Origin of the sequence: Actinocorallia sp. A-T 12471, assembly GCF_033875155.1 — a bacterium.
In the GTDB taxonomy this organism is placed as follows: Bacteria; Actinomycetota; Actinomycetes; order Streptosporangiales; family Streptosporangiaceae; genus Actinocorallia.
The window spans coordinates 145,244-166,817 of sequence record NZ_JAWZTE010000011.1 but is presented as its reverse complement, the minus strand read 5'-3'; the positions used below and the strand labels follow the sequence as shown (position 1 = coordinate 166,817).

At 70.9% G+C, this 21,574-nt stretch carries 21 protein-coding genes; 5 read left to right on the top strand and 16 right to left on the bottom strand.

Annotated elements, in window-relative coordinates:
- The first annotated feature begins 6 nt into the window (after nt 1-6).
- Complete coding sequence (gene modA / locus R9X44_RS26825; protein ID WP_319817064.1) at nt 7-729, top strand: molybdate ABC transporter substrate-binding protein; 723 nt, start codon at nt 7-9, stop codon at nt 727-729.
- Here the strand turns inward: modA and R9X44_RS26820 are convergent.
- The 14 genes from R9X44_RS26820 to rimP all read right to left on the bottom strand — a co-directional run bounded on the left by R9X44_RS26820 (nt 726) and on the right by rimP (nt 15,575).
- Nucleotides 726-1,304, bottom strand: a complete 579-nt coding sequence (locus R9X44_RS26820; RefSeq protein ID WP_319817063.1) for a transglutaminase family protein — start codon at nt 1,302-1,304, stop codon at nt 726-728. The genes modA and R9X44_RS26820 overlap by 4 nt on opposite strands.
- 5 nt (nt 1,305-1,309) lie before the next feature.
- The gene (gene dapB / locus R9X44_RS26815; protein WP_319817062.1) at nt 1,310-2,050 is read right to left on the bottom strand and encodes a 4-hydroxy-tetrahydrodipicolinate reductase; all 741 of its coding nucleotides are present in this window, start codon (nt 2,048-2,050) and stop codon (nt 1,310-1,312) included.
- Between the two features lie 97 nt (nt 2,051-2,147).
- Nucleotides 2,148-3,476, bottom strand: coding sequence for a pitrilysin family protein (locus tag R9X44_RS26810; RefSeq protein WP_319817061.1), 1,329 nt, complete (start codon nt 3,474-3,476; stop codon nt 2,148-2,150).
- Between the two features lie 133 nt (nt 3,477-3,609).
- Nucleotides 3,610-5,940 (bottom strand): polyribonucleotide nucleotidyltransferase, encoded by a 2,331-nt coding sequence (locus tag R9X44_RS26805; RefSeq protein ID WP_319817184.1) that lies wholly within the window; start codon nt 5,938-5,940, stop codon nt 3,610-3,612.
- A 269-nt stretch (nt 5,941-6,209) separates the two neighbouring features.
- The gene (gene rpsO, locus R9X44_RS26800; protein ID WP_319817060.1) at nt 6,210-6,479 is read right to left on the bottom strand and encodes a 30S ribosomal protein S15; all 270 of its coding nucleotides are present in this window, start codon (nt 6,477-6,479) and stop codon (nt 6,210-6,212) included.
- Nucleotides 6,480-6,657: 178 nt separating this feature from the next.
- A complete protein-coding gene (locus R9X44_RS26795; protein ID WP_319817059.1) occupies nt 6,658-7,599 on the bottom strand; it encodes a bifunctional riboflavin kinase/FAD synthetase in 942 nt (313 codons plus the stop codon).
- Between the two features lie 124 nt (nt 7,600-7,723).
- Nucleotides 7,724-8,389, bottom strand: coding sequence for a PAQR family membrane homeostasis protein TrhA (gene trhA / locus R9X44_RS26790; protein ID WP_319817058.1), 666 nt, complete (start codon nt 8,387-8,389; stop codon nt 7,724-7,726).
- Between the two features lie 179 nt (nt 8,390-8,568).
- Complete coding sequence (gene truB / locus R9X44_RS26785; protein ID WP_319817057.1) at nt 8,569-9,447, bottom strand: tRNA pseudouridine(55) synthase TruB; 879 nt, start codon at nt 9,445-9,447, stop codon at nt 8,569-8,571.
- A 68-nt stretch (nt 9,448-9,515) separates the two neighbouring features.
- Nucleotides 9,516-10,055 (bottom strand): 30S ribosome-binding factor RbfA, encoded by a 540-nt coding sequence (gene rbfA, locus R9X44_RS26780; RefSeq protein ID WP_319817056.1) that lies wholly within the window; start codon nt 10,053-10,055, stop codon nt 9,516-9,518.
- Between the two features lie 3 nt (nt 10,056-10,058).
- Nucleotides 10,059-10,355: a DUF503 domain-containing protein gene (locus tag R9X44_RS26775; protein WP_319817055.1), complete on the bottom strand. Its 297-nt coding sequence runs from the start codon at nt 10,353-10,355 to the stop codon at nt 10,059-10,061.
- A gap of 119 nt (nt 10,356-10,474) precedes the next feature.
- Nucleotides 10,475-13,507, bottom strand: coding sequence for a translation initiation factor IF-2 (infB, locus tag R9X44_RS26770; protein WP_319817054.1), 3,033 nt, complete (start codon nt 13,505-13,507; stop codon nt 10,475-10,477).
- A gap of 109 nt (nt 13,508-13,616) precedes the next feature.
- Nucleotides 13,617-13,964, bottom strand: a complete 348-nt coding sequence (locus R9X44_RS26765; protein ID WP_319817053.1) for a YlxR family protein — start codon at nt 13,962-13,964, stop codon at nt 13,617-13,619.
- A gap of 50 nt (nt 13,965-14,014) precedes the next feature.
- The gene (nusA, locus tag R9X44_RS26760) at nt 14,015-15,046 is read right to left on the bottom strand and encodes a transcription termination factor NusA (RefSeq protein WP_319817052.1); all 1,032 of its coding nucleotides are present in this window, start codon (nt 15,044-15,046) and stop codon (nt 14,015-14,017) included.
- Nucleotides 15,036-15,575 (bottom strand): ribosome maturation factor RimP, encoded by a 540-nt coding sequence (gene rimP / locus R9X44_RS26755; RefSeq protein WP_319817051.1) that lies wholly within the window; start codon nt 15,573-15,575, stop codon nt 15,036-15,038. The genes nusA and rimP overlap by 11 nt, the downstream gene beginning before the upstream one ends.
- Before the next feature lie 216 nt (nt 15,576-15,791).
- Here rimP and R9X44_RS26750 point away from each other — a divergent pair, with 216 nt between their 5' ends.
- Together R9X44_RS26750 and R9X44_RS26745 are read left to right on the top strand one after the other, a co-directional pair.
- A complete protein-coding gene (locus R9X44_RS26750) occupies nt 15,792-16,268 on the top strand; it encodes a hypothetical protein (RefSeq protein ID WP_319817050.1) in 477 nt (158 codons plus the stop codon).
- A gap of 10 nt (nt 16,269-16,278) precedes the next feature.
- Nucleotides 16,279-16,704, top strand: a complete 426-nt coding sequence (locus R9X44_RS26745; RefSeq protein ID WP_319817049.1) for a ferritin-like domain-containing protein — start codon at nt 16,279-16,281, stop codon at nt 16,702-16,704.
- Nucleotides 16,705-16,714: 10 nt separating this feature from the next.
- Here the strand turns inward: R9X44_RS26745 and R9X44_RS26740 are convergent, their stop codons facing one another.
- Both R9X44_RS26740 and R9X44_RS26735 read right to left on the bottom strand, forming a co-directional pair.
- Nucleotides 16,715-17,773 (bottom strand): SAM-dependent methyltransferase, encoded by a 1,059-nt coding sequence (locus R9X44_RS26740; protein WP_319817048.1) that lies wholly within the window; start codon nt 17,771-17,773, stop codon nt 16,715-16,717.
- Between the two features lie 23 nt (nt 17,774-17,796).
- Nucleotides 17,797-19,326 carry a hypothetical protein gene (locus tag R9X44_RS26735; protein ID WP_319817047.1) on the bottom strand — a complete coding sequence of 510 codons (1,530 nt, stop codon included), beginning with the start codon at nt 19,324-19,326 and terminating at the stop codon, nt 17,797-17,799.
- A 138-nt stretch (nt 19,327-19,464) separates the two neighbouring features.
- Between R9X44_RS26735 and R9X44_RS26730 the strand changes: the two genes are divergently transcribed.
- Nucleotides 19,465-20,529: an LLM class flavin-dependent oxidoreductase gene (locus R9X44_RS26730; protein ID WP_319817046.1), complete on the top strand. Its 1,065-nt coding sequence runs from the start codon at nt 19,465-19,467 to the stop codon at nt 20,527-20,529.
- Nucleotides 20,526-21,566: a hypothetical protein gene (locus tag R9X44_RS26725; RefSeq protein ID WP_319817045.1), complete on the top strand. Its 1,041-nt coding sequence runs from the start codon at nt 20,526-20,528 to the stop codon at nt 21,564-21,566. Before R9X44_RS26730 ends, R9X44_RS26725 begins: the two co-directional genes overlap by 4 nt.
- The last annotated feature ends 8 nt before the right edge of the window (nt 21,567-21,574 follow it).

The window sequence follows — 21,574 nt, the reverse complement described above, 5'->3', positions numbered from 1 at the left end:
TTCCCCATGCGTGCCCTGGTGATCGCCCTCGTGCTGCTCGCGTCCACCGGGTGCGCCGCCGGTTCCGGCGGCCCGGTGACGCTGCGCGTCCTCGCGGGCTCCTCGATGACCGAGGTGCTGCGCGACCTCACCGCCGTCTACCACCAGAACGCCCCGCATGTCAGGTTCCGGCTCGACTTCCGCGGCGCGCAGGAACTCGAGGACGAGATCGACCGCGCCGACGTCGTCGCGGCGGGCGACGTCAGCGCGCTCGACCCGGTCCGCGCCGACCTCGCCACCCCCTACCTGGTGGCCGCCGACTCCCTGACGATCGCGGTCGCGCCCGGCAACCCCCTCGGCCTCACCGGCGTCCGCTCGCTCACCCGCAAGAAGCTGCGCGTCGTGCTCGGCGCGTCGGTCGGCCCGCTCGGCCGCTACTCCCAGGACGTCCTCACCAAGGCGGGCGTCCCGGTCGAGCAGCGCTCGGAGGAGGTCGACTCGCGCGACGTCCTCGACCTCGTGCGCTCCGGCCGCGCCGACGCGGGCCTCGTCTACCTCACCGACATGAAGACCGCGGGCGCGGCGGCGAGCAGCGTCGCGATCCCCGCGGCCTTCAACGTCAAGGCGCAGTTCCCGGTGGCCGCCGTCAAGGACTCCAAGCACCTCCCGGAGGCGACGGCGTTCGTGGAGTGGCTCGCGGGCGCGGAGGCCGGGGGCCTGTTCCACAAGTACGGCTTTCAGGCCCCCTAGTCGAGGCTCGAGGGCAGCCTTCCCGCGCACAGGGTGGCGCGGTCCTCGGCGTCGCGCAGCGCGCTCAGCACCGACGGGTGCGGCTGCGCGAACACCTGCGCGTAGGTCGTCTCCCCCGCCGAAGGGTCGGGCCGGTAGGCGAGGATGTCCTCCTCGGCCGAGAACCATGTCCGCAGCCCGGGCCGGTCCCCGCGCGGATCAAGCCTGATCCACCGGTCTTCCAGCTGGACGACGACGAACCCGTGCAGGACGAACCCGCCCTCATCGTCTGAAAGCCGCTGGTAGCCAAACCCCGAAGGGATGCCCGCGAGCCGCAGCAGCGCCACATACAGGTGGTCCTTGGCGTAACACAGCCCGGTCCCCTGTTCCAGCACGTCCGAGGCGCGCCACGGCACCCTGGGGTCGTCGGCGTCGCCGGAGTGCGTGATCTCGTCCCGCACGTGGTCGAACGCCGCGTGCGCGTAGGCGAGGTCACCGTCCGGGAACCGCGACGACAGCTCCTGGATCGCCGGATGCTCGAAGTCGACGGCCTCCGAGGCCCCCAGGAAGTCCCAGGGCTCCCCGACGAACTCCATGACGCTCACAGGCCGAGCAGCGGTTCGAGGCCGATGGTGAGCGCGTCAGGCAGTCCCGCGACCTTGCGGACGCCCAGCAGCACGCCGGGCATGAACGACTCGCGGTTCATCGAGTCGTGCCGCAGCGTGAAGATCTCGCCGTGCCCGCCCAGCAGCACCTCCTGGTGCGCGACGAGCCCGGCCAGGCGCACGGAGTGGATGCGCACGTCTTCGACGCTCGCGCCGCGCGCCCCGTCGATCTCGGCGGTGGTCGCATCCGGCATCGGGGCGCAGCCCGCCTCGCGGCGCGCCTCGGCGATGAGCTCGGCGGTCCGGTAGGCGGTGCCGCTTGGCGCGTCGGCCTTGTTCGGGTGGTGCAGCTCCACGACCTCGACGGACTCGAAGAACGGCGCGGCCCGGCGCGCGAAGTCCATCATCAGCACCGCGCCGACGCCGAAGTTCGGCGCGATGAGCACCTTCGCGCCGGGCTTGTCGGCCTGCCAGCGCCGCACCTGCTCGACCCGCTCGGGGTCGAACCCGCTGGTCCCGACGACGGCGTGGACACCGTTCGCGATCAGGTACTCGAGGTTGTCCATGACGACGCCGGGGTGCGTGAAGTCCACGACGGCCTCCGCGCCCTTCAGCGCGTCGAGGGAGTCGCCCTGGTCAACGACGGCGACGAGCTCCATGTCCGCCGCGCCCTCGACCGCACGGACGACCTCGGCGCCCATCCTGCCGCGTCCGCCAAGCACCCCGACCTTGATCATGGAACCCTCCGAGCCTTGAACAAATCTCTCAAAAAGTGCACACTTACCAGAGGCGGGAACCGGGTCAACGCGCCGACCCGGCTCCCGCCACACCCCGTCAGACGGGGAACTCCCTGCCCTCGAACGGGCCGATCACCGTCAGCGTCGGCCGCTGCTCGAGCAGCTCGGACGCCAGCGCGTTGACCTCGTCGAGGGTGACGCCGTCGATCCGCGACAGCACCTCGTCCACCGGCATCAGCCTGTCGTAGACCAGCTCCGCCTTGCCGATCCGGCTCATCCGCGACCCGGTGTCCTCAAGGCCGAGCACGGTCGAGCCGCGCAGCTGGCCCTTGCCGCGCGCGAGCTCCTCGGCCGTCAGACCGCCCGAGGCCGCCTTGGCGAACTCCTCCTGGCAGATCTTCAGCACCTCGTCCACCTTGCCCGGCTGGCAGCCCGCGTACAGGCCGAACGAGCCGGTGTCGGCGTGCTGCGAGGTGTAGCTGTAGACCGAGTAGGCGAGGCCGCGCTTCTCCCTGACCTCCTGGAAGATCCGCGAGGACATCCCGCCGCCGAACGCCGCGTTCAGCACACCGAGCGCGAAGCGCCGCTCGTCGGTGCGGGCCAGCGCAGGAACGCCCAGCACAAGGTGGGCCTGCTCGGTGTCGTCAACGATCAGCCGGGTCCCGCCGCCGAGCGTCGGGGTCGGCTCGCCGCCGATCCGCGCGGGCGTCGGCAGGTCCGCGCCGCTGAGCCGGCCCGCGAACGCCTTCTCCACGAGCGCGACCACCTTGGCGTGGTCGACGTTGCCCGCGACCGCCACCACGAGGTTGGGCGCGTTGTAGTGCGAGTGGTAGTAGCGCGCTATGCCGTCGCGCTGGAGCGCGTTGATCGTCTCGACGGTGCCGAGGATCGGACGGCCCAGCGGCGCGTCCCCGTACAGCGCGATGGAGAACTCGTCGTGGATGAGGTCCGACGGGTCGTCGTCGCGCATCGAGATCTCTTCGAGGATGACGCCGCGCTCGGCCTCCACATCGGCCTCCTCGATCAGCGAGGAGGTCAGCATGTCCGACACGACGTCCACCGCGAGCGGCAGGTCCTCGTCGAGGACCCGCGCGTAGTAGCAGGTGTACTCCTTGGCGGTGAACGCGTTGAGGTCGCCGCCGACCGCGTCCATCGTCGCGGAGATCTCCAGCGCGGTGCGGCGCTCGGTGCCCTTGAACAGCAGGTGTTCCAGGTAGTGGGTCGCGCCCGCGTCGGCGAGGTCCTCGTCGCGCGAGCCGATGCCCGCCCAGATCCCGAACGCCACCGACCTGACCGTCGGCATGGTCTCGGTGACGACCCGCAGGCCGCCGGGCAGCACGGTCCGCCGGACGACGCCGACCCCGTCCGCGCCCGGGTGGAGGACGACTGTGCTGCCGGATTCCTGCTCCACGGCTGGGATGCTCAACTGATTTCTCTTTCCGGTCGCCGGTTGCGGTGGCCGCGACGGCGGCCGGGGGGCCAAGCGCGAACCGACCGGTCCGCCGAGGGGCGGAACCGGCCGGTCGACACGCGCGTTGGCGATGGTGCCTGGGGGGTGATCAGGAGTTGCGGTCCCGGTCGCCCCGGTCGCCCCGGTCGGAGGCGGGACGGCGGGTACGGGTGCGGCGCGGCGGACGCGAGCCGCCCTCGCCGTCGGCTGCGCCCTCACCGGACGCGGCCTGCTCGGCCGGGGCGTCGCCGGAGCCGCCCGAGGCGGCCTCCTTCTCGATGACCTCGACCGGGACCAGCGACAGCTTGCCGCGCGGGTCGATCTCGGTGACCTCGACCTGGATCTTCTCGCCGACCTTGATGAAGTCGTCGACGTTCTCGATCCGGACGCCGCCGTGCAGCTTGCGCAGCTGCGAGACGTGCAGCAGGCCGTCCTTGCCCGGCATCAGCGAGACGAACGCGCCGAAGGTCGTGGTCTTGACCACGGTGCCCAGGTAGCGCTCGCCGATCTCCGGCATGTGCGGGTTGGCGATCGAGTTGATCGCCTGCCGCGCCGCCTCGGCCGACGGGCCGTTGGTCGCGCCGACGTAGATCGTGCCGTCGTCCTCGATCGTGATCTCCGCGCCGGTGTCGGCCTGGATCGAGTTGATCATCTTGCCCTTCGGGCCGATGACCTCGCCGATCTTGTCCACCGGGACCTTGATCGTGATGATGCGCGGCGCGTACTCGCTCATCTCGGCGGTGCCCTCGATGGCGTCCTGCATGACGTCCAGGATCGCCAGGCGAGCGCCGCGCGCCTGGCGCAGCGCGGCGGCCAGCACCTCGGCGGGGATGCCGTCGAGCTTGGTGTCGAGCTGGAGCGCGGTGATGAGCTCCTTGGTGCCGGCGACCTTGAAGTCCATGTCGCCGAACGCGTCTTCGGCGCCGAGGATGTCGGTCAGGGTGACGTACTCGCCGCCCTCGTGGATCAGGCCCATCGCGATGCCCGCGACCGGGGCCTTCAGCGGCACGCCCGCGTCCAGCAGCGACATCGTGGACGCGCAGACCGAGCCCATCGAGGTGGAGCCGTTGGAGCCCAGCGCCTCCGACACCTGGCGGATCGCGTAGGGGAACTCCTCGCGGGTCGGCAGCACCGGCAGCAGCGCGCGCTCGGCGAGCGCGCCGTGGCCGATCTCGCGGCGCTTGGGCGAGCCCACGCGGCCGGTCTCGCCGACCGAGTACGGCGGGAAGTTGTAGTTGTGCATGTAACGCTTGGTGCGCTCGGGGTTGAGCGTGTCGATCGTCTGCTCCATCCGGAGCATGTTCAGCGTGGTGACGCCCAGGATCTGGGTCTCGCCGCGCTCGAACAGGGCCGAGCCGTGCACGCGCGGGATCACGTGCGCCTCGGCCGACAGCTGCCGGATGTCCTTGACGCCGCGGCCGTCGATGCGCACGCCGTCGCTGATGATGCGCTCGCGGATGAGCTTCTTGGTGAGCGAGCGGATCGCCGCGGGGATCTCCTTCTCGCGGCCCTCGAAGCGCTCGGCGAGCTTCTCCACGGCGGTGGCCTGGATCTCCGCGAGGCGCTCCTCGCGCTCCTGTTTGCCCGCGATGGTCAGCGCGGCGGCGAGGTCGCCGGACACCTCGGCGGTGACGGCCTCAAGCGCGTCCTCTTCGTAGTCGAGGAAGACGGGGTACTCGGCGGTCTCCTTGGCGGCGACGGCGGCGAGTTCGACCTGGGCCCGGCACAGTTCCTTGATGAACGGCTTGGCCGCCTCGAGGCCCTGCGCGACGGTCTCCTCGGTCGGGCCGACCGCGCCGTCGTTCACCAGGTTCAGGGTCGCCAGCGTGGACTCCGCCTCGACCATCATGATCGCGACGTCGCCGTCGGCGAGGGTGCGCCCGGCGACGACCATGTCGAAGGTCGCGCGCTCGAGCTCGGAGTGGGTCGGGAACGCCACCCACTGGCCGTCGATCAGCGCGACGCGCACGCCGCCGATCGGGCCGGAGAACGGCAGGCCCGCGAGCTGGGTGGACATCGACGCGGCGTTGATCGCGGCGACGTCGTACAGGTGGTCGGGGTCGAGCGACATGACCGTCACCACGACCTGGATCTCGTTGCGCAGGCCCTTGACGAAGGACGGGCGCAGCGGCCGGTCGATGAGCCGGCAGGTGAGGATCGCGTCCTCCGACGGACGGCCCTCGCGGCGGAAGAACGAGCCGGGGATGCGCCCGGCCGCGTACATCCGCTCCTCGACGTCGACCGTCAGCGGGAAGAAGTCGAGGTTGTCCTTCGGCCGCTTGGAGGCGGTCGTCGCGGACAGGATCATGGTGTCGTCGTCGAGGTAGACGACGGCGGCGCCGGCCGCCTGGCGCGCGAGACGGCCGGTCTCGAAGCGCAGCTTGCGGACGCCGAAGGAGCCGTTGTCGATTACGGCTTCGGAGCTCTGGGCTCCGTCGATGCGGACGGCATCTGACACGGGAAACCTCCTGGTTTCGTCGTTCCCCGCTCCACGTCTCCTCGCCCGAGATTCCCCGCCGGTCTTCGATCGAAGCCCGCGGATCCTTGATCCGATGGCCACTACCGAGGACCGGCCCTCGAATGCGTCGGAAGAACGTTCGCGGGCTTGCTTGTTCTTTACTTGTGCTTCGCGCTCGCCGGGCCCGCGGTCAGCGGGTCCGGTTAGCAGGAAGGGAGTGACCCGGCTTGCGGGTCACTCCCTTCCTCGCGCTAGCGGCGCAGACCGAGGCGCTCGATCAGCGCGCGGTAGCGGCTGATGTCCTTGTTCTGCAGGTACTTGAGCAGCCGGCGGCGGCGGCCGACCAGCAGCAGCAGCCCGCGGCGGCTGTGGTGGTCGTGCTTGTGCGCCTTCAGGTGCTCGGTCAGGTCGTTGATCCGCCGGGTCAGCAGCGCGACCTGGACCTCCGGTGATCCGGTGTCACCCTCACTGGTCGCATACTCGGCGATGATCTGGTTCTTGACGGCGGTGTCCAGGGACACGTGACTCCTTAGATGTGCTCGACACCCGCAGCCCCTTCCCGACGGCTTCAGGAGCCCGGGACGGCCGCAGTGTGCGTTCTGTCCGAGGCCCGCCGCTATGAGGGCGCAGCGGGCAGCGCCGGGACCGCGGTCCCGGTGACTACTTACCGTATCACGGCGATCCGGGGGTGGATGACCGTCAGCGGGAGGTCGCCTCGCGGGCCACCGCGACGTCGTGGTTCATCTCCTCGATGAGCGCGTCGATCGAGTCGAACTTCAGCATCCCCCTGATCCGGGAGACGAAGTCCACCGCGACGTGCTCGCCGTAAAGGTCGAGGTCGTCACGGTCCAGGGCGTATGCCTCGACGGTACGGGCCACGCCCTCGAAGGTGGGGTTCGTCCCGATCGAGATGGCGGCGGGCCAGCGCGCGTCGGGGTAGCGCTCGGAGTCGCAGACCAGGAAGCCCGCGTAGACGCCGTCGGCCGGGATCGCGGTGTGCGGCACCGACTCGACGTTGGCGGTCGGGAAGCCGAGCCCGCGGCCCCGCTGGTGGCCGCGCACCACGACGCCCTCCACCCGGTGCGGGCGGCCCAGCTCGTGTGCCGCGTCCTCGACGCGTCCGTCGGCCAGCGCGGCCCGGATGGCGGTGGAGGAGATCGTGTCCCCGTCAGCAAGCAAAGGAACGCCCTCCGCCTCGAAGTCGTATTTCTCACCGAGTTCCCGCAGCAGCGGGACGTCGCCCTTGGCCCGGTGACCGAACCTGAAGTCCTCGCCCACGATCACATGGGCCGCGTGCAGCCGGTCGACCAGCACGGACTGGACGAACTCGTCGGGGCCCATCCTGGACAGCTCAAGGGTGAACGGGATGACCATGACCGCGTCCGCGCCGAGCTCCCCGAGCAGCGCGGCCCTGCGCGCGCCGGAGGCCAGCAGCGGCGGGTGGCTGCCGGGGCGCACCACCTCGTCGGGGTGCGGGTCGAAGGTGATCACCACGCTGGGCAGGCCGAGGTCGGCGGCGAGCCGCGCGGCCCGTCCGACGACGGTCTGGTGTCCCCGGTGGACGCCGTCGAAAACTCCGATGGTGACGACCGATCTGCCCCAGTCTTGGGGGACCTCGTCAAGGCCGTACCAGCGCCGCACCTGCTCGCTCCCTCAGTCCGTCGATCCCGTACACCGGACAAGCCTGCCATGGGGGGTCTGAAGGCGAGTAACCCGCACCCCCCGTCCCGAGACTCTACCGACCGCCGGGGCCCGGCGCGGGACCCTAGGCCCGGTAGACGACCAGGGATACCCCCACGTAGTGGCAGGTGTAGGCGGCGATGGTGAACGCGTGGAAGACCTCGTGGAAGCCGAACCAGCGGGGCGACGGGTCGGGCCGCTTCAGCGCGTAGACGACGCCTCCGGCACTGTACAGGGCCCCGCCCGCGACGATGAGGACGCCCGCGACGATCCCCGCCCCGCTCAGGAAGTCGGGCAGGGCGATGACCGCGAACCAGCCGAGCGCGATGTAGGCGGCGGTGGACAGCCAGCGCGGCGCGCCGAGCCAGCACGTGCGGAAGATCACGCCGGCGATCGCGCCGGTCCACACCCCGGCGAGGATCACGATCCGGGTCGTGCCCTCCAGCGCGAGCAGCGCGAACGGCGTGTACGTCCCGGCGATGATCAGGAAGATGTTGGCGTGGTCGAAGCGGCGCATCGCGGCCTCGCCGCGCGGCCCGAACTGGTTGCGGTGGTAGGTCGCGGAGATGCCGAACAGCAGGCATGAGGTCGCCGCGTAGATCGCCGCGCCGATCCGCGACTGCAGCGTGGGGCCGAACGTGACGAGGACGAGCCCGCCGAGCACCGCGGCGGGGAACGCGCCGAGATGGAGCCAGCCGCGCAACCGTGGCTTGAGCGGCGGCGGGACCATGCGCTCCAACGTGGCGACCATGCTCGGGTGACCTCCCACAAGGTTGACGGCGAAGGCGGCCCGCGCCGTCTAAGCTACGTACCCGTAGGTTACGCCATCGTAGGTTTGGTCGGAAGCCGCATCCGGCCGCCCGGGCAGGGACCTTGGTCACTCCGGGCGGTCACTCCAGGGGGTCACTCCGGGCGGTCACTCCGGGCGGGTCACTCGGCCGCGAAGACCGCGAGGGGCTTGGCCTTGCCGCCCTTCTCCTCCACCAGCGACAGCAGGGTCCCGTCGGGCGCGAAGACGCCGATGGGACCGTCGCCCAGGCCGAGCGCCGGGAGCCTGCCCCCGTGCCGCACCAGGGCCGCCTCCTCCTCGGTGACGTCCCTGCGCGGGAACGCCGCGGAGACCGCCTCGGCTATCGGCAGGATGACGCACTCCTCGGCGAGCTGCTCAAGCGTGCGCGCCTGGTCGATCGTGTACGGACCCACGGCAGTGCGGCGCAGGGCCGTCAGATGCCCTCCGACGCCCAGGGCGGCCCCAAGGTCGCGGGCCAGCGCCCGGATGTAGGTCCCCGACGAACAAGTCACCGTGACGTCGACGTCAACGAAGTCCCCGGTACGGCGGATCTCGGCGATCTCGAAGGCGTGGATCGTCACCGGACGCGCCTTCAACTCGACGTCCTCGCCCTGCCTTGCCCGCTTGTAGGCGCGCTCCCCGTTGACCTTGATCGCGCTGACCTGCGGCGGCACCTGCTGGATCAGCCCGGTCAGCGCCTTGATCCCCACCGCGATCTCGGCGTCGGCGACGTGTCCGGCCGGGGTCGTCCCGGTCGGCTCGCCCTCGGCGTCGTCGGTGTTCGTCGTCTGCCCGAGCCGGATCGTGCCGTCGTAGGTCTTGCTGGTCAGGGCCAGATGGCCGAGCAGCCGGGTGGCCTTCTCGACCCCGACGACCAGCACGCCGGTCGCCATCGGGTCGAGCGTCCCGGCGTGGCCGACGCGGCGGGTGCCCGCCAGCCGGCGCATCCGGGCGACGACGTCGTGCGACGTCCACCCGGCGGGCTTGTCCACGATGACCAGGCCGGAGACAGAACTCACCTTGCATCCTTTAACGAGTTTTGACCTGGGCCGGGCGCTTGAACACGCCCGGCCCCGGGACTGACGGGTCACTTGCGATCGTCGGAGTCCTCGACGTCGGCGATCTGCTCGTCGAGGTCGTCGTCCTCGAACTCGTCATCATCGTCTTCGAGCTCGTCATCTTCGAGCTCATCGTCCTCGAGCTCATCGTCCTCGTCGGACTTGTAGGGGTTGGCGTCGCCCGCGTGGGCCGCGCCGACCGCCTTGGCCGCCACCTCGGCGTCCTGCTCCTTGGCCTTGGCCAGCAGCTGCTCGATGTGGTGCGCGTTCTCGATGACCTCGTCGGGCACGAACGTCAGCGACGGGGTGTGCCGGATGCCGGTCTTGCGGCCGACCTCCGTGCGGATGATCCCCTTTGCGCTCTCCAGCGCCGCGGCCGTCCCTGCCTTCTCCTCGTCGGTTCCGTACACCGTGTAGAACACGGTCGCCTCGCGGAGGTCGTTCGTCAGCTTCGCGTCCGTGACCGTCACGAACCCGAGCCTGGGGTCCTTGACCCGCCGCTCCAGCATCTCCGCCACGATCTGCTGAATCCGGTCGGCGAGCTTGCGCGCCCGCGCCGCATCCACCATGGCTTACTCCTCGTCGTCGTAGATCCGCTGCCGCGCCGACAGCAGGTCGATCTCGGGGCGGCCCGCGACGAGCCGCTCACACTGCTCCATCACGTCGCGGCAGTTGCCCGCAGTCGCCGAGACCACCGCGATCCCTATCTCGGCTCTGCGGTGCAGGTCCAGGCCGCCGGTCTCGGCGACGGCCACCGCCGGGAAGCGCCTGTGCACCTCGGCGATGATCGGCCGGACCACGCCCCGTTTCTCCTTGAGCGAGTGGACATCACCCAACAGGAGGTCAAGCGTCAATGCTCCTACGAACATGTGTTCCCGGTGTGTCTAGGAATGGCCTACGCGTCCGCAGCCCCGGGCCGCTGCCTTCAACGGTAGGCGACATGGGGAACGCCCCGGGGAGAGAACCCCCGGGGCGTTCCTGTGAGCCGTCAGGCGCGGGGCTTCTCCCGCATCTCGAACGTCTCGATGATGTCGTCGAGCTTCAGGTCCTGGAACCCGATGCCGATACCGCACTCGAAGCCCTCGCGGACCTCGGTGACGTCGTCCTTCTCCCTGCGGAGCGAGGAGACGGTGAGGTTGTCGGCGATGACCCTGCCCTCCCGGACCAGCCGCGCCTTGCTGTTGCGGTTGACCGTGCCGGACTGGACCATGCAACCGGCGATGTTGCCGATCTTCGGCACCTTGAAGACCGCGCGGACCTGGGCGGTGCCGAGCTGGGCCTCCTCGAACTCCGGCTTGAGCAGACCCTTGAGGGCCGCCTCGACCTCTTCGATCGCCTGGTAGATGACCGAGTAGTAGCGGATGTCGATGCCCTCGCGGTCCGACAGCTCCTGCGCGTTGCGCTCGGGCCGGACGTTGAAGCCGATGATGACCGCGCCCTCGGAGGCGATCGCCAGGTTGACGTCGTCCTGCGTGATCGCGCCGACGCCGCGGCGGATGATCCGCAGGGAGACCTCGTCGCCCACGTCGATCTTGAGCAGCGAGTCTTCCAGGGCCTCGACCGAACCGGACACGTCGCCCTTGAGGATGAGCAGCAGTTCCTGCCGCTCGCCCTTCTCGAGCTCCTTGAACATGTCCTCGAGCGAGAACTTCGGCCGGCTGCGCAGCAGTTCGGCGTTGCGCTTGCGCGCGGCCCGCTTGTCGGCGATCTGACGCGCCATCCGGTCGTCCTCGACGACCAGGAAGCTGTCGCCGGCGCCGGGAACCGCGGTGAGGCCGAGGACCAGCACCGGACGCGACGGGGTCGCCTCCGACACGTTCTGGCCGTTCTCGTCCAGCATCGCCCGGACGCGTCCGTGCGCGCCGCCCGCGACGATCGAGTCGCCGATCCGCAGCGTGCCGCGCTGGACGAGCACGGTCGCCACGGGCCCGCGGCCCTTGTCGAGGTGGGCCTCGATCGCGACGCCCTGGGCGTCCTGGTCGGGGTTGGCCCGCAGGTCGAGTTCGGCGTCGGCGGTGAGCACGATGGCCTCGAGGAGGCCGTCGATGTTCAGGCCCTGCTTGGCGGACACGTCAACGAACAGGGTCTGGCCGCCGAACTCCTCGGCCACCAGGCCGTACTCGGTGAGCTGGGCCCTGACCTTCGTCGGGTCCGCGCCCTCCTTGTCGATCTTGTTGACCGCCACGACGATCGGCACGCCGGCCGCCGTCGCGTGGTCGATCGCCTCGGTGGTCTGCGGCTTGACGCCGTCGTCGGCGGCGACGACCAGGACCACGAGGTCGGTGGTCTCGGCGCCACGGGCACGCATGGCGGAGAACGCCTCGTGACCCGGGGTGTCGATGAAGGTGATCTTGCGCTCTTCACCCTCGACCTCGGTGGCGACCTGGTAGGCGCCGATGTGCTGGGTGATGCCTCCGGCCTCGCCCGCGACGACGTTGGCGTTGCGGATGGCGTCGAGCAGCTTGGTCTTACCGTGGTCGACGTGACCCATGACGGTGACGACCGGGGGCCGCGCGGCGAGCTGTTCCTCGCCGCCCTCGTCCTCGCCGAAGTCGAGGTCGAAGGACTCGAGCAGCTCGCGGTCCTCGTCCTCGGGGCTGACGACCTGGACGTTGAAGTCGAGCTCCGCGCCGAGCAGCTGGAGCGACTCCTCGCTGACCGACTGCGTGGCGGTGACCATCTCGCCGAGGTGCATCATGATCGCCACGAGCGACGCGGGGTTCGCGCCGATCTTCTCGGCGAAGTCCGTCAGCGTCGCGCCCTGGGCGAGGCGGATGACCCTGCCGTTGCCCCGGGGCGCGTTGACGCCGCCGATGGCGGGCGCCTGCATGTTGTCGAACTCTTGACGCCGCTGCTTCTTGGACTTGCGCCCACGCGCCGGACGTCCACCGGGACGGCCGAACGCGCCGGCCGTGCCGCCGCGACCGCGACCGCCGGGGCCGGGACGGCCACCGCCGCCGCCGAAGCCGCCGCCGGGACGGCCTGCGCCGCCACCGCCACCGGGACCGCCGCCCGGACGGGCGAAGCCGCCGCCACCGCCGCCGGGACGGCCACCGCCGCCACCGGGACGGGCGAAGCCGCCGCCGCCACCGCCGCCACCGGGACGGCCACCGCCGCCACCGCCGGGACGGGGACCACCGGGGCCACCGGGACGCGCGCCCTGCTGCGGGGGACGCGAAGGCATGTTCATCGGGGAGGGACGCGGCCCGCCCGGACGCGGCGGCATGCCGCCGGGGGCCGGACGCGGACCACCGGGACGGTCGCCGCCGCCCTGCGGGCCGGGACGCGGCGCGGCGGGACGGGGCCCGCCGGGACGGTCGCCGTCACGCTGGCCGCCCTGCGCCGGGCCGCTGGGCCTGGGGCCGGGACGCGGACCGGGCTTGGGCGCGCCCATGCCGGTGTTGGTCGAGCTGAACGGGTTGTTGCCGGGGCGCGGGCCACCGGGACGCTGGCCGCCACCGGGGCGCTGGCCGCGCTCCTGCGGGGCCGGGCGCGGGCCGGGACGCGGGCCTGAGCCCGACGGACGCGGGCCGGGACCCGGACGGGGACCGCCACCACCACCGGAGGCGGGGGTGGGCGGGCCCTGCTGCGGCGCCGGGGGGACCGGCGGACGCGGCGCGGCCGGGGCCTGGGGGGCCTGCGGCACCTGGGGAACCTGCGGCGCGGCGGGGGCCGGGGGCGCGGACGGCGCCTGGGCCACCTCGGCGGGGCGCGGACCCGGACGGGGTCCGGGGCGCGGGCCGGGACGCGGACCGCCGCCGGGGCCGCCCTGGGCGGGACCCGGCTTGGGCGCGCCGCCTACGCCGGGCTTGGGCCCGGGACGCGGCGCGGAGGGACGGGGGCCGCCACCGCGGCCCGAGGGAGACTTACCGAACGCTTCGGTGAGCCGACGAACTACAGGCGCCTCGATAGTCGAGGACGCCGACCGGACGAACTCGCCCATTTCCTGGAGCTTGGCCATGACGACCTTGCTCTCTACACCGAACTCCTTGGCGAGTTCGTACACCCGGACCTTGGCCACTGCACTCCCAATCTGGCCCGGGGCGTGTCTCCGGGCCGTCGCTAACCAGTCATCGCCTACTGCTCATCGAGCGCTCATAGCAATCTCGACCTGCTTCCGACTAGATGTCTTACGTTTCTTCGCTTCCCTGTACATACCGGAGCAGAACAGAACTATCGGGCAAAGCTTCCAGGCGCAAGGCCCGGGAGAACGCCCGACGTCGGATCGCCAGCTCCAGACACCGGGAATCGGGATGCACCGAAGCACCCCTGCCCGGCAGCCGCTTGCGCGGATCGGGGACGAGAACGCCCCCCTCCGCGACGACTCGCAACAAGTCAGCGCGGACCGCACGGTCCCGGCAGCCCACACACGTGCGCTGCCTTCGGTGACTCCGCCGATGCCTTCTCCGCCCGGTCTCACCTGGCAGGTCTTCGCCTTGCCGGTACGTGCCGCGCGGGTTGTCACCCTGCAGAGTCATGCCTCGCCTGTGCCGTGGATCGCGGGGCCGAATGGCCACCATGCACCAGTCTACCCCGCCGAAGCCTCGGCGGCGTCTGGGGTCTCGTCGCCGGGTCCGGCCGTACCGTCCCCCGCCTGCGCGGTGTCCGGACGGATGTCGATCCGCCAGCCGGTCAACCGCGCCGCGAGCCGCGCGTTCTGGCCCTCCTTGCCGATCGCCAGCGACAGCTGGTAATCCGGCACGATGACCCGCGCGACGCGCTGCTCGGCGTCGATCACCTCGACGGCGTTAACACGCGCCGGGGACAGGGCATTCCCGACGAACGTGGCCGGATCGTCCGACCAGTCGACGATGTCGATCTTCTCGCCGTGCAGCTCGGTCATCACGTTGCGGACCCGGCTGCCCAGCGGGCCGATGCACGCGCCCTTGGCGTTGACCCCGCTCTTGCGCGAGCGCACCGCGATCTTCGTACGGTGACCTGCCTCACGCGCGATCGCCGCGATCTCGACGGTGCCGTCGAGGATCTCCGGCACCTCCAGCGCGAACAGCTTGCGCACGAGGTTCGGGTGGGTGCGGCTCAGCATCACCGACGGACCACGGTGGCCCTTGCGGACCTGCACGATGTACGCCTTGATCCGCTCGCCGTGCTCGTAGCGCTCGCCCGGCACCTGCTCCTGCGGCGGCAGCACCGCTTCCAACTTGCCCAGGTCGACCTGCACGTTGCGCGGGTCCTTGCCCTGCTGGATCACGCCGGTGACGATGTCGCCCTCACGGCCCGCGTACTCGCCGAAGGTCAGCTCGTCCTCGGCGTCGCGCAGCTTCTGCAGGATGACCTGGCGCGCGGTGGTCGCGGCGATCCGGCTGAAGTCGTCGGGGGTGTCGTCGTACTCGCGGGCGTTGCCGCCCTCCTCGTCGACCTCGGTCGCCCAGACCGTCACATGGCCGGACTTCTTGTCCAGCTCCACCCGTGCCTTGGGGGCTGCGCCCTCGGTGCGGTGGTAGGCGATCAGCAGCGCGTCCTCGATCGCCCTGACGACAAGGTCGAAGGAGATGTCCTTCTCGCGCTCAAGACCGCGCAGCACGTTGATGTCAATGTCCATGAGTCTCCCCTTCCTCGTCGTCGGCCTCGATCCGGCGGAACTCCACCTGGACCCTGCCAGGCCCCAGCCCGGACAGCGGGAAAGCCCGCTCGGACCCGGCGACCTCGATGCGGACCTCGGCCTCGTCGGCGGCGACCACGCGCCCCTCGACGGTCTCGGCCGGCCCCTGCTCGTCCTGGGTGAAGGCGACCTTGACGAGCCTGCCCGCGGCGCGCCTCCAGTGCCTCGGCTCCGTCAGCGGGCGGTCCACCCCCGGGGAGGTGACCTCCAGCACGTACGGGCTCCCGCCCAGCACGTCGGTCTCGTCCAGCGCCTTGGACACGGCCCTGCTCACGACCGCGATGTCGTCGAGGCTCACGCCGCCGTCGGCGTCCACGATGACGCGGACCACCCGGCGTCTGCCCGCCTGGCTGATCGCGACGTCCTCAAGGTCATGGCCGGACTCGCCCACCACGGGCTCGAGCAACTCGACCAGCGCGGCCTTCTGACGGTCCCCTCGAACGCGCCCGTCGCGCGCTCCTGCGCTCACGGGACCCTCCTCGGCTCTACTTATCGGCTCTATCGGTAGCTATGCCTACGCTCTGACCAGACAAGACTATCGACAGCCGGAGCCCCGAGTGTGTATTCGCACTCGGGGACCCCCCGTGTGGCATGCTTGCAGCCACTCCAAGCCGTATCTCGCCGTCTTCCCCGCGCCGTCCGTCCCGGTGTCGTCGCCCATCGGGAAGGCGTGGAAGGAGCCCGCGTGGCCGTCCCCCTGTCCCGTCGGTCGGTGCTCGCCGGATTGACGACCGCGGGACTCGTTTCGGCCTGCGCGGCCCCGGACTTGACGCCGGAACCGGATGTCGCGGTCCTGCTCGGCGCGATCTCCGACGAGGAGAACCTGATCTCCCTGTATGAGAAGACGGCTTCGCTGCACGCGGATCTTCCCGAGTCGTGCGCGCTGGCGTTGAAGGACCACCGCGCGCACCTGGAGACCCTGCGCAAGCACTACCTTCCGGGCACGGGCGGCGTCACCGCGACCCCGTCGGTGGCCTCGGCCTCCCCCGCCGAGCCGCCCGCCGAGCGGTCGGCCGCGCTGGCGCTGCTGCGCCGCACCGAGCGCGCGGCGGCGGCGTCCCGGCTGAAGGACGTCACGGCGGTCGCGCCGGGGATGTCCCAGCTTCTGGCAAGCATCGGCGCCTGCGAGTCAGGCCACGCGACCGCCCTGTCCCTGGGCTGAGGGATTCCGCATGTCCGCAGTCACCGCGCTCCAGACCGCCCTCGCCGCCGAGCACCGAGCCGTCTACCTCTACGGCGTCATCGGGGCCCGCTCGGCGATCTCCGCGCGTCCCCGCGTCACGCGGCTGTGGGAGCGGCACAAGCTCCGCCGCGACGACCTCATCGCCTACCTCCAGGCCCGCAAGGCAGAGCCGGTGGCTTCCGCGGCGGCCTACCCGGTCGCCGACGGCAAGACCCCGGCCGAGCTGGCCGCGCAGGTCGAAGCCGACGTCCTCACCGCCTACGTGCCCCTGGCGGGCGCGCCCTCCAAGGCCCTGCGCACCTACGCGGCCACCGCGATGCAGGACGCCGCGGCCCTTCAGACCCGCTGGTCGCGCACCGCCCCGACCACGCCCTTCCCCGGCCTCACCCCGTCGGACCTGACCCCCGACGCCTGATCCGCGCGGGTCAGGCGGGCTTTCTGGCGATGACGATGTCGCGCAGGATCGCCTGGTCCACGCGGTGGGCGAAGTCACGGTAAGGGCCGTCGTTCAAAGGCGTCAGGCCCGCTGAGGTCAGGATCGCCAGGGCGTCTTCGCGGGGCGTCACGTGGGTGTTCCAGGAGATGCCCAGGGTGCCGCCCGGCTTGAGCAGACGGGTCCACGCGGGGACGGCCGCGCGTAGGAGCTCGGAGGGGCTGCGGGAAAGAGAGGTCTGGGTACGGGCTCCGTGCTGGACGCCGTAGGGGGCGTCGGTGACGATCGCGTCGAAGGAGTTGGCGGCGAAGAACTCGGGGGCCCGGACGGTGTCGGCGTTGACGACCGTGAGACGGCGTTTGTCGCCCGCCTTGTAGTCGTCCTTGGACAGCCCGAGGGTGAGGTCGAGCTTGCGGCCGACGAGCTTGCGCTCGCGCCGCACCGGGACGAGCTCGACGGTGTGCTTGAGCCGCTTGCGCTTCAGCCAGGTCTTGAGGAAGCCCGCGTACGCCTCGAAGTCCTTGGTGTCGATGTCCATGCCGTCGGCGTTGAAGCCGTACATGAGGGCCTGGTTGAGGGTCGTGCCGCGCCCGCACATCGGGTCGAAGATCCGCAGCGTCTTGCCGCGTCCCTCGGGCCCGGTCATGTCCGGGCCCGAGGCCGCCGCCCAGACCGTCACGTTGAGCAGCATCTTGGTGAACTGCTCGTTCGTCTTGCCGGGGTACTTCTGGATGGTCAGGAGGTCGTCGTCGAGCCGGTCGAGCCGGTGGACGGCGACCGGGTGCAGGCCGCCGTCGTCGGCGATCCTGAACAGCGCGTACAGCGCCGACAGGTTCGACAGGAACGCGATCTCGCGCTCGGTCGGGTCGGGCAGCGTGAACGTCAGGTAGGGCACGCCGCCGAACGCCTCGGCGGCCAGGTCGCTGATCCGGCCGCCGAGGATCTCGCGGTCCAGGACGCCGAGTTCGGCGGACATCAGGCCGATCGAGGCGTCGGCGTACACCCGGTTGGCCGACGGCAGGACGAGGACGCCATAACGCTGCTTGCTCACCGGGGAATTCTAGGGCTGCGGCATCAGCGGTCGCGGACGGTGACGATCCCGCCGATGACGCCCACGTGGGCCGCGCCGTCGGGGGTGAGGGTGACCGGGGCCCAGTTGTTGTCGAAGAGCTTGCCGGTGCCGGTGAGGACCTTGTAGGCGGTCTTGCCGGTGTGGAAGTCGATGGCCGTCAGGTACCAGGCGTCGATGCCGTCCTTGCGGGGTTCCTTGGTGTAGGCGTACACGAGGCCGCCGGGAACGCTCGCCTTGGCGACGGTGGAAGGGCTGCGTTCCTTGCTCGTCCAGACCGTCTTGCAGCCGGAGTCGGTGATGTCGATGCGGGACAGGCCGCCGTGGGACGACGCGCCCGCGGCGAGTTCAACGAAGTTGCGGTAGCCGGAGTTGTTCTCCACCACGAGACTGCGGCCGAACCCTATGAGGGAGTTGTCGGTGGCGGACTTGCCCGGCTTGAACACCGGCGTCTTGCACAGCCGCTTGCCGTCCTTCATCCGGTAGACGAGCACGTTCATCCTGGGCTCGGCGTTGTCGGTGATGGCTACGAGCCCGCCTTGCAGCAGCGTGGGCGTGGTCCCCGAACCCTGGTCGAGCTGGCCGGACTTGCGCCGCGTGCCACGGTCGTAGGTCTTGCGCCAGACGACCTTCGGCGTGCCCTTGGCGTCGGCGCGGAACCGGTACAGGGCGTGGTCGCTGACGACCGAGACCCCGTCGCGGCTCGCGGCGAAGGAGTTCTGGATCTGCTCGCCCCTGAGCCGGATCACCTTGACCTTGCCGGTCTTGGGGTTGATGGTCCCGATGCGCCCCTTGCGGGTGACCCACCAGATGTTGCCCTTCCAGTCGGGCTGGACCGAGGTGATGGGGTCGCAGACGCCCTTCGGCTTCGGCTTGCTCCACGTCGGGCAGGAGTGCGGGACGTACTTCTTGAGGTTCCAGTCGTCGGTCACCTTGAACTTCCAGCCCTTGCCGTCGCGTACGTGCGCGAAGCGGCGGACGTGGAAGTTGGAGTCGGCGAGGACCGCCCTGTCCTTGTTGTCCAGGTAGTAGTACGCGCCGCCGGAGGTGTCGGTAAGGACGGCGTCGAGATCGAGGCTCGTGACGGCGTCGACGGTGGAGGGCCGGGCGGGCAGCGCGTACGTCGCGAGGTCCTGCATCGTCTTCGGGTCGATGAGGCGCAGCGTGAAGGTGCCGACGTTGGTGCACTGCGCGACGATCAGCCGTGTGCCCGCCGCGTAGTTGACGGTCGAGCACAGCGCGGGCAGGCCGCCGGCCTTGGCGGTGGAGACGACCTCGGGGTTCCGCCCGAGCGGCCCGAGGAACGGATAGGTGTCGGACGCCCAGCTGTCGGCGTGCATGGCCGCCGTTCCCGGCTTGGCCATGTGCGGGTTGGCGGGGACCGGAGAGCCCGGGATGGGCTTGGGATGCGCGGGCGAGCCGATGTAGGCCGGGACTTTGTCCTTGCCCGGCCCGTCGGGAACTGGCGCGGCCGACGCTGCGGTCGCGCCGAGTACCGGGGCCAGGATGCCGGAGATGACCATGATCCACCGCATGGGGCGTCACCTTAACCTGTTTTGTCGATAGGAAAAAGCTGCTATCGCACTCCCCGCCGCGCGACTTGTTCGGACCGGACGGCCGCTGCTAGTCTACCAAGCGAGCGCTTGGTTAACACAAGAGAGCGGAGGCGGGGCATGACCCTTCGGATCAGCGTCGGGTACGAGCTGGAGGTACGCGGACGCAGCCGCGAGGTCGAGAGCCGGGCGTTCCGGAACGTGCTCGACCAGGTCGTCCTCGCCGACGAACTCGGCATGGACACCGCCTGGTTCGTCGAACACCACTTCACACGCGGGTTCTCCCACTCCTCGGCCCCCGACCTCGTCCTCGCGGCGGCGTCGCAGCGGACGAGCAACATCCACCTCGGGCTCGGGGTCGTGCTGCTGCCGTTCCAGTCGCCCATCCGGACCGCCGAACGCGTCGCCACCCTCGACGTGCTGTCCGGCGGCCGCGTGGAGTTCGGCACGGGACGCGGCGCGTCACCCCTGGAGTACCAGGCTTTCCAACGGCCGTTCGAGCAGTCGCGGCAGCTGTGGGAGGAATCCCTCGAAGCCGTCCTGGCGATCTGGAACGCCGACGGACAGCCGATCACCCGCAGCAGCGAGTACTTCGAGATCCCCAACGTCTCGGTCTACCCGCGGCCCACCCAGGAGCCGCACCCGCCCGTCTGGGTGGCGTCCACCTCCCTCGAGGGCTTCCTCGCGGCGGGCAAGCAGGGCTACAACCTGCTCGGCATGACGATGCTCAAGGGCATCGACGACGTCGCCGAGGACATCGCCGCCTACAAGGCGTGCCTCGCCGAGAACGGGTTCGACCCCGAGTCGCGGCGGATCGCGATCATGATCCCCTGGTACGTCGGCCAGACCCGGCAGGAGGCCGTCGAGACCGCCTCCGACCCCGTCCTTTGGTACCTGCGCCGCCAGGTCAACCTGGTTGCGCCCCCGAGCTACACCGACGCCAGGCACGCCACCCACCGCGTCCTGGGGCAGCAGGCCGTCGCCATGCCGCCCGAGGAGGCCATGGACATCCTGCGCGACAACCTGATGGTCGTCATCGACGACGTCGAGGGCTCGCGCAAGGCGGTCGAGCGGCTCGAGGCGGCGGGCGCGACCGACCTGATCCTGCAGGCCCAGGTCGGCGGCCTCGACCACGAGCACGTCACCGACTCGATGCGGCGCTTCATGAACGAGGTGATGAAGTGAGCTGGCTCACCCGCGAGAGTCTGCCCGCGGGCGCTTCCGCGCGCGGACTCCTGCTGGTCTCCCCCGACGCCGACGCCGTCGTCCCGCTCTCCCCCGCCGACCGGGCGGCCGCCCTTGAGCTGACCGCCCAGACGCTCGCGGCCGCCGGGCTGCGCGCGTCCGACCGGGTGGTCGTCGCGCTGAACAGCGACGGCGAGCTCCAGGGCTCGTCGCTGGCCGAGGCGGTGCTCCCCGTCGCGGCGGCGGCCGCCTCGGTGGGGCCGCGCGGAAGGCTGCGGCTGCACCGCGCGCTTGAGCAGACCCGGGCGAACGTGCTCATCACCACACCGTCGGGCGCGATGGACTTCCTCGCGCGGCTGCACCTGGAGTTCCTGCTCGACCCGCTCGACCTGGAGCTCGACCGCATCCTGCTCGTCGGGGAGATCCCGTCGCGCAACTGGCTGCGGCAGCTGGAGACCGAGTTCGAGGCCGACGTCGTGCAGCTGTTCGCCGACCCGTTCTTCGGCGTCCCGGTCGCGTACGGGCCGGCGCTGACGCCGGTGCGCGACGGGCTGATCGGCCTCGCGCCGCCCGCCAAGGACGAGCTCGTCGCCGACCACTCCGGGCCCGCCGAGATCGTCGTCACGCCGACCTGGCACAGCACGCTCGGCGGCGCGCACCTGCGGACCGGCTGGTTCACCGCGGGCGGCGCGACCCAGCCCGTCCACACCGCGGGCGAGCACCTCGTCGTGCGCGGCCGCTGGCTGTCGCTGCCGCGCGTCACCGACGTGCTGTCGCGTATCGACGGGATCAGCCACTGGAACCTCGAGGTCTCCCGCGAGGGCACCCTCGACCGCGCCGTCCTGCGCGTCACGTTCGCCCGCGACAGCCTCGTGCGCAATCCGATGTGGTCGGGCCGGATCTCCCAGGCCCTCGTCGGGGTGACGCCGGTGGCGATCGAGGTCGCCGTCACGCCCGAGGCCGTCGAGACGCCGGTGCCGCCGACCGTGACCGACCTGCGCGGCCACCACCTGGGCCGCGACCGCGCGTCCCTCTGATCCGCGAC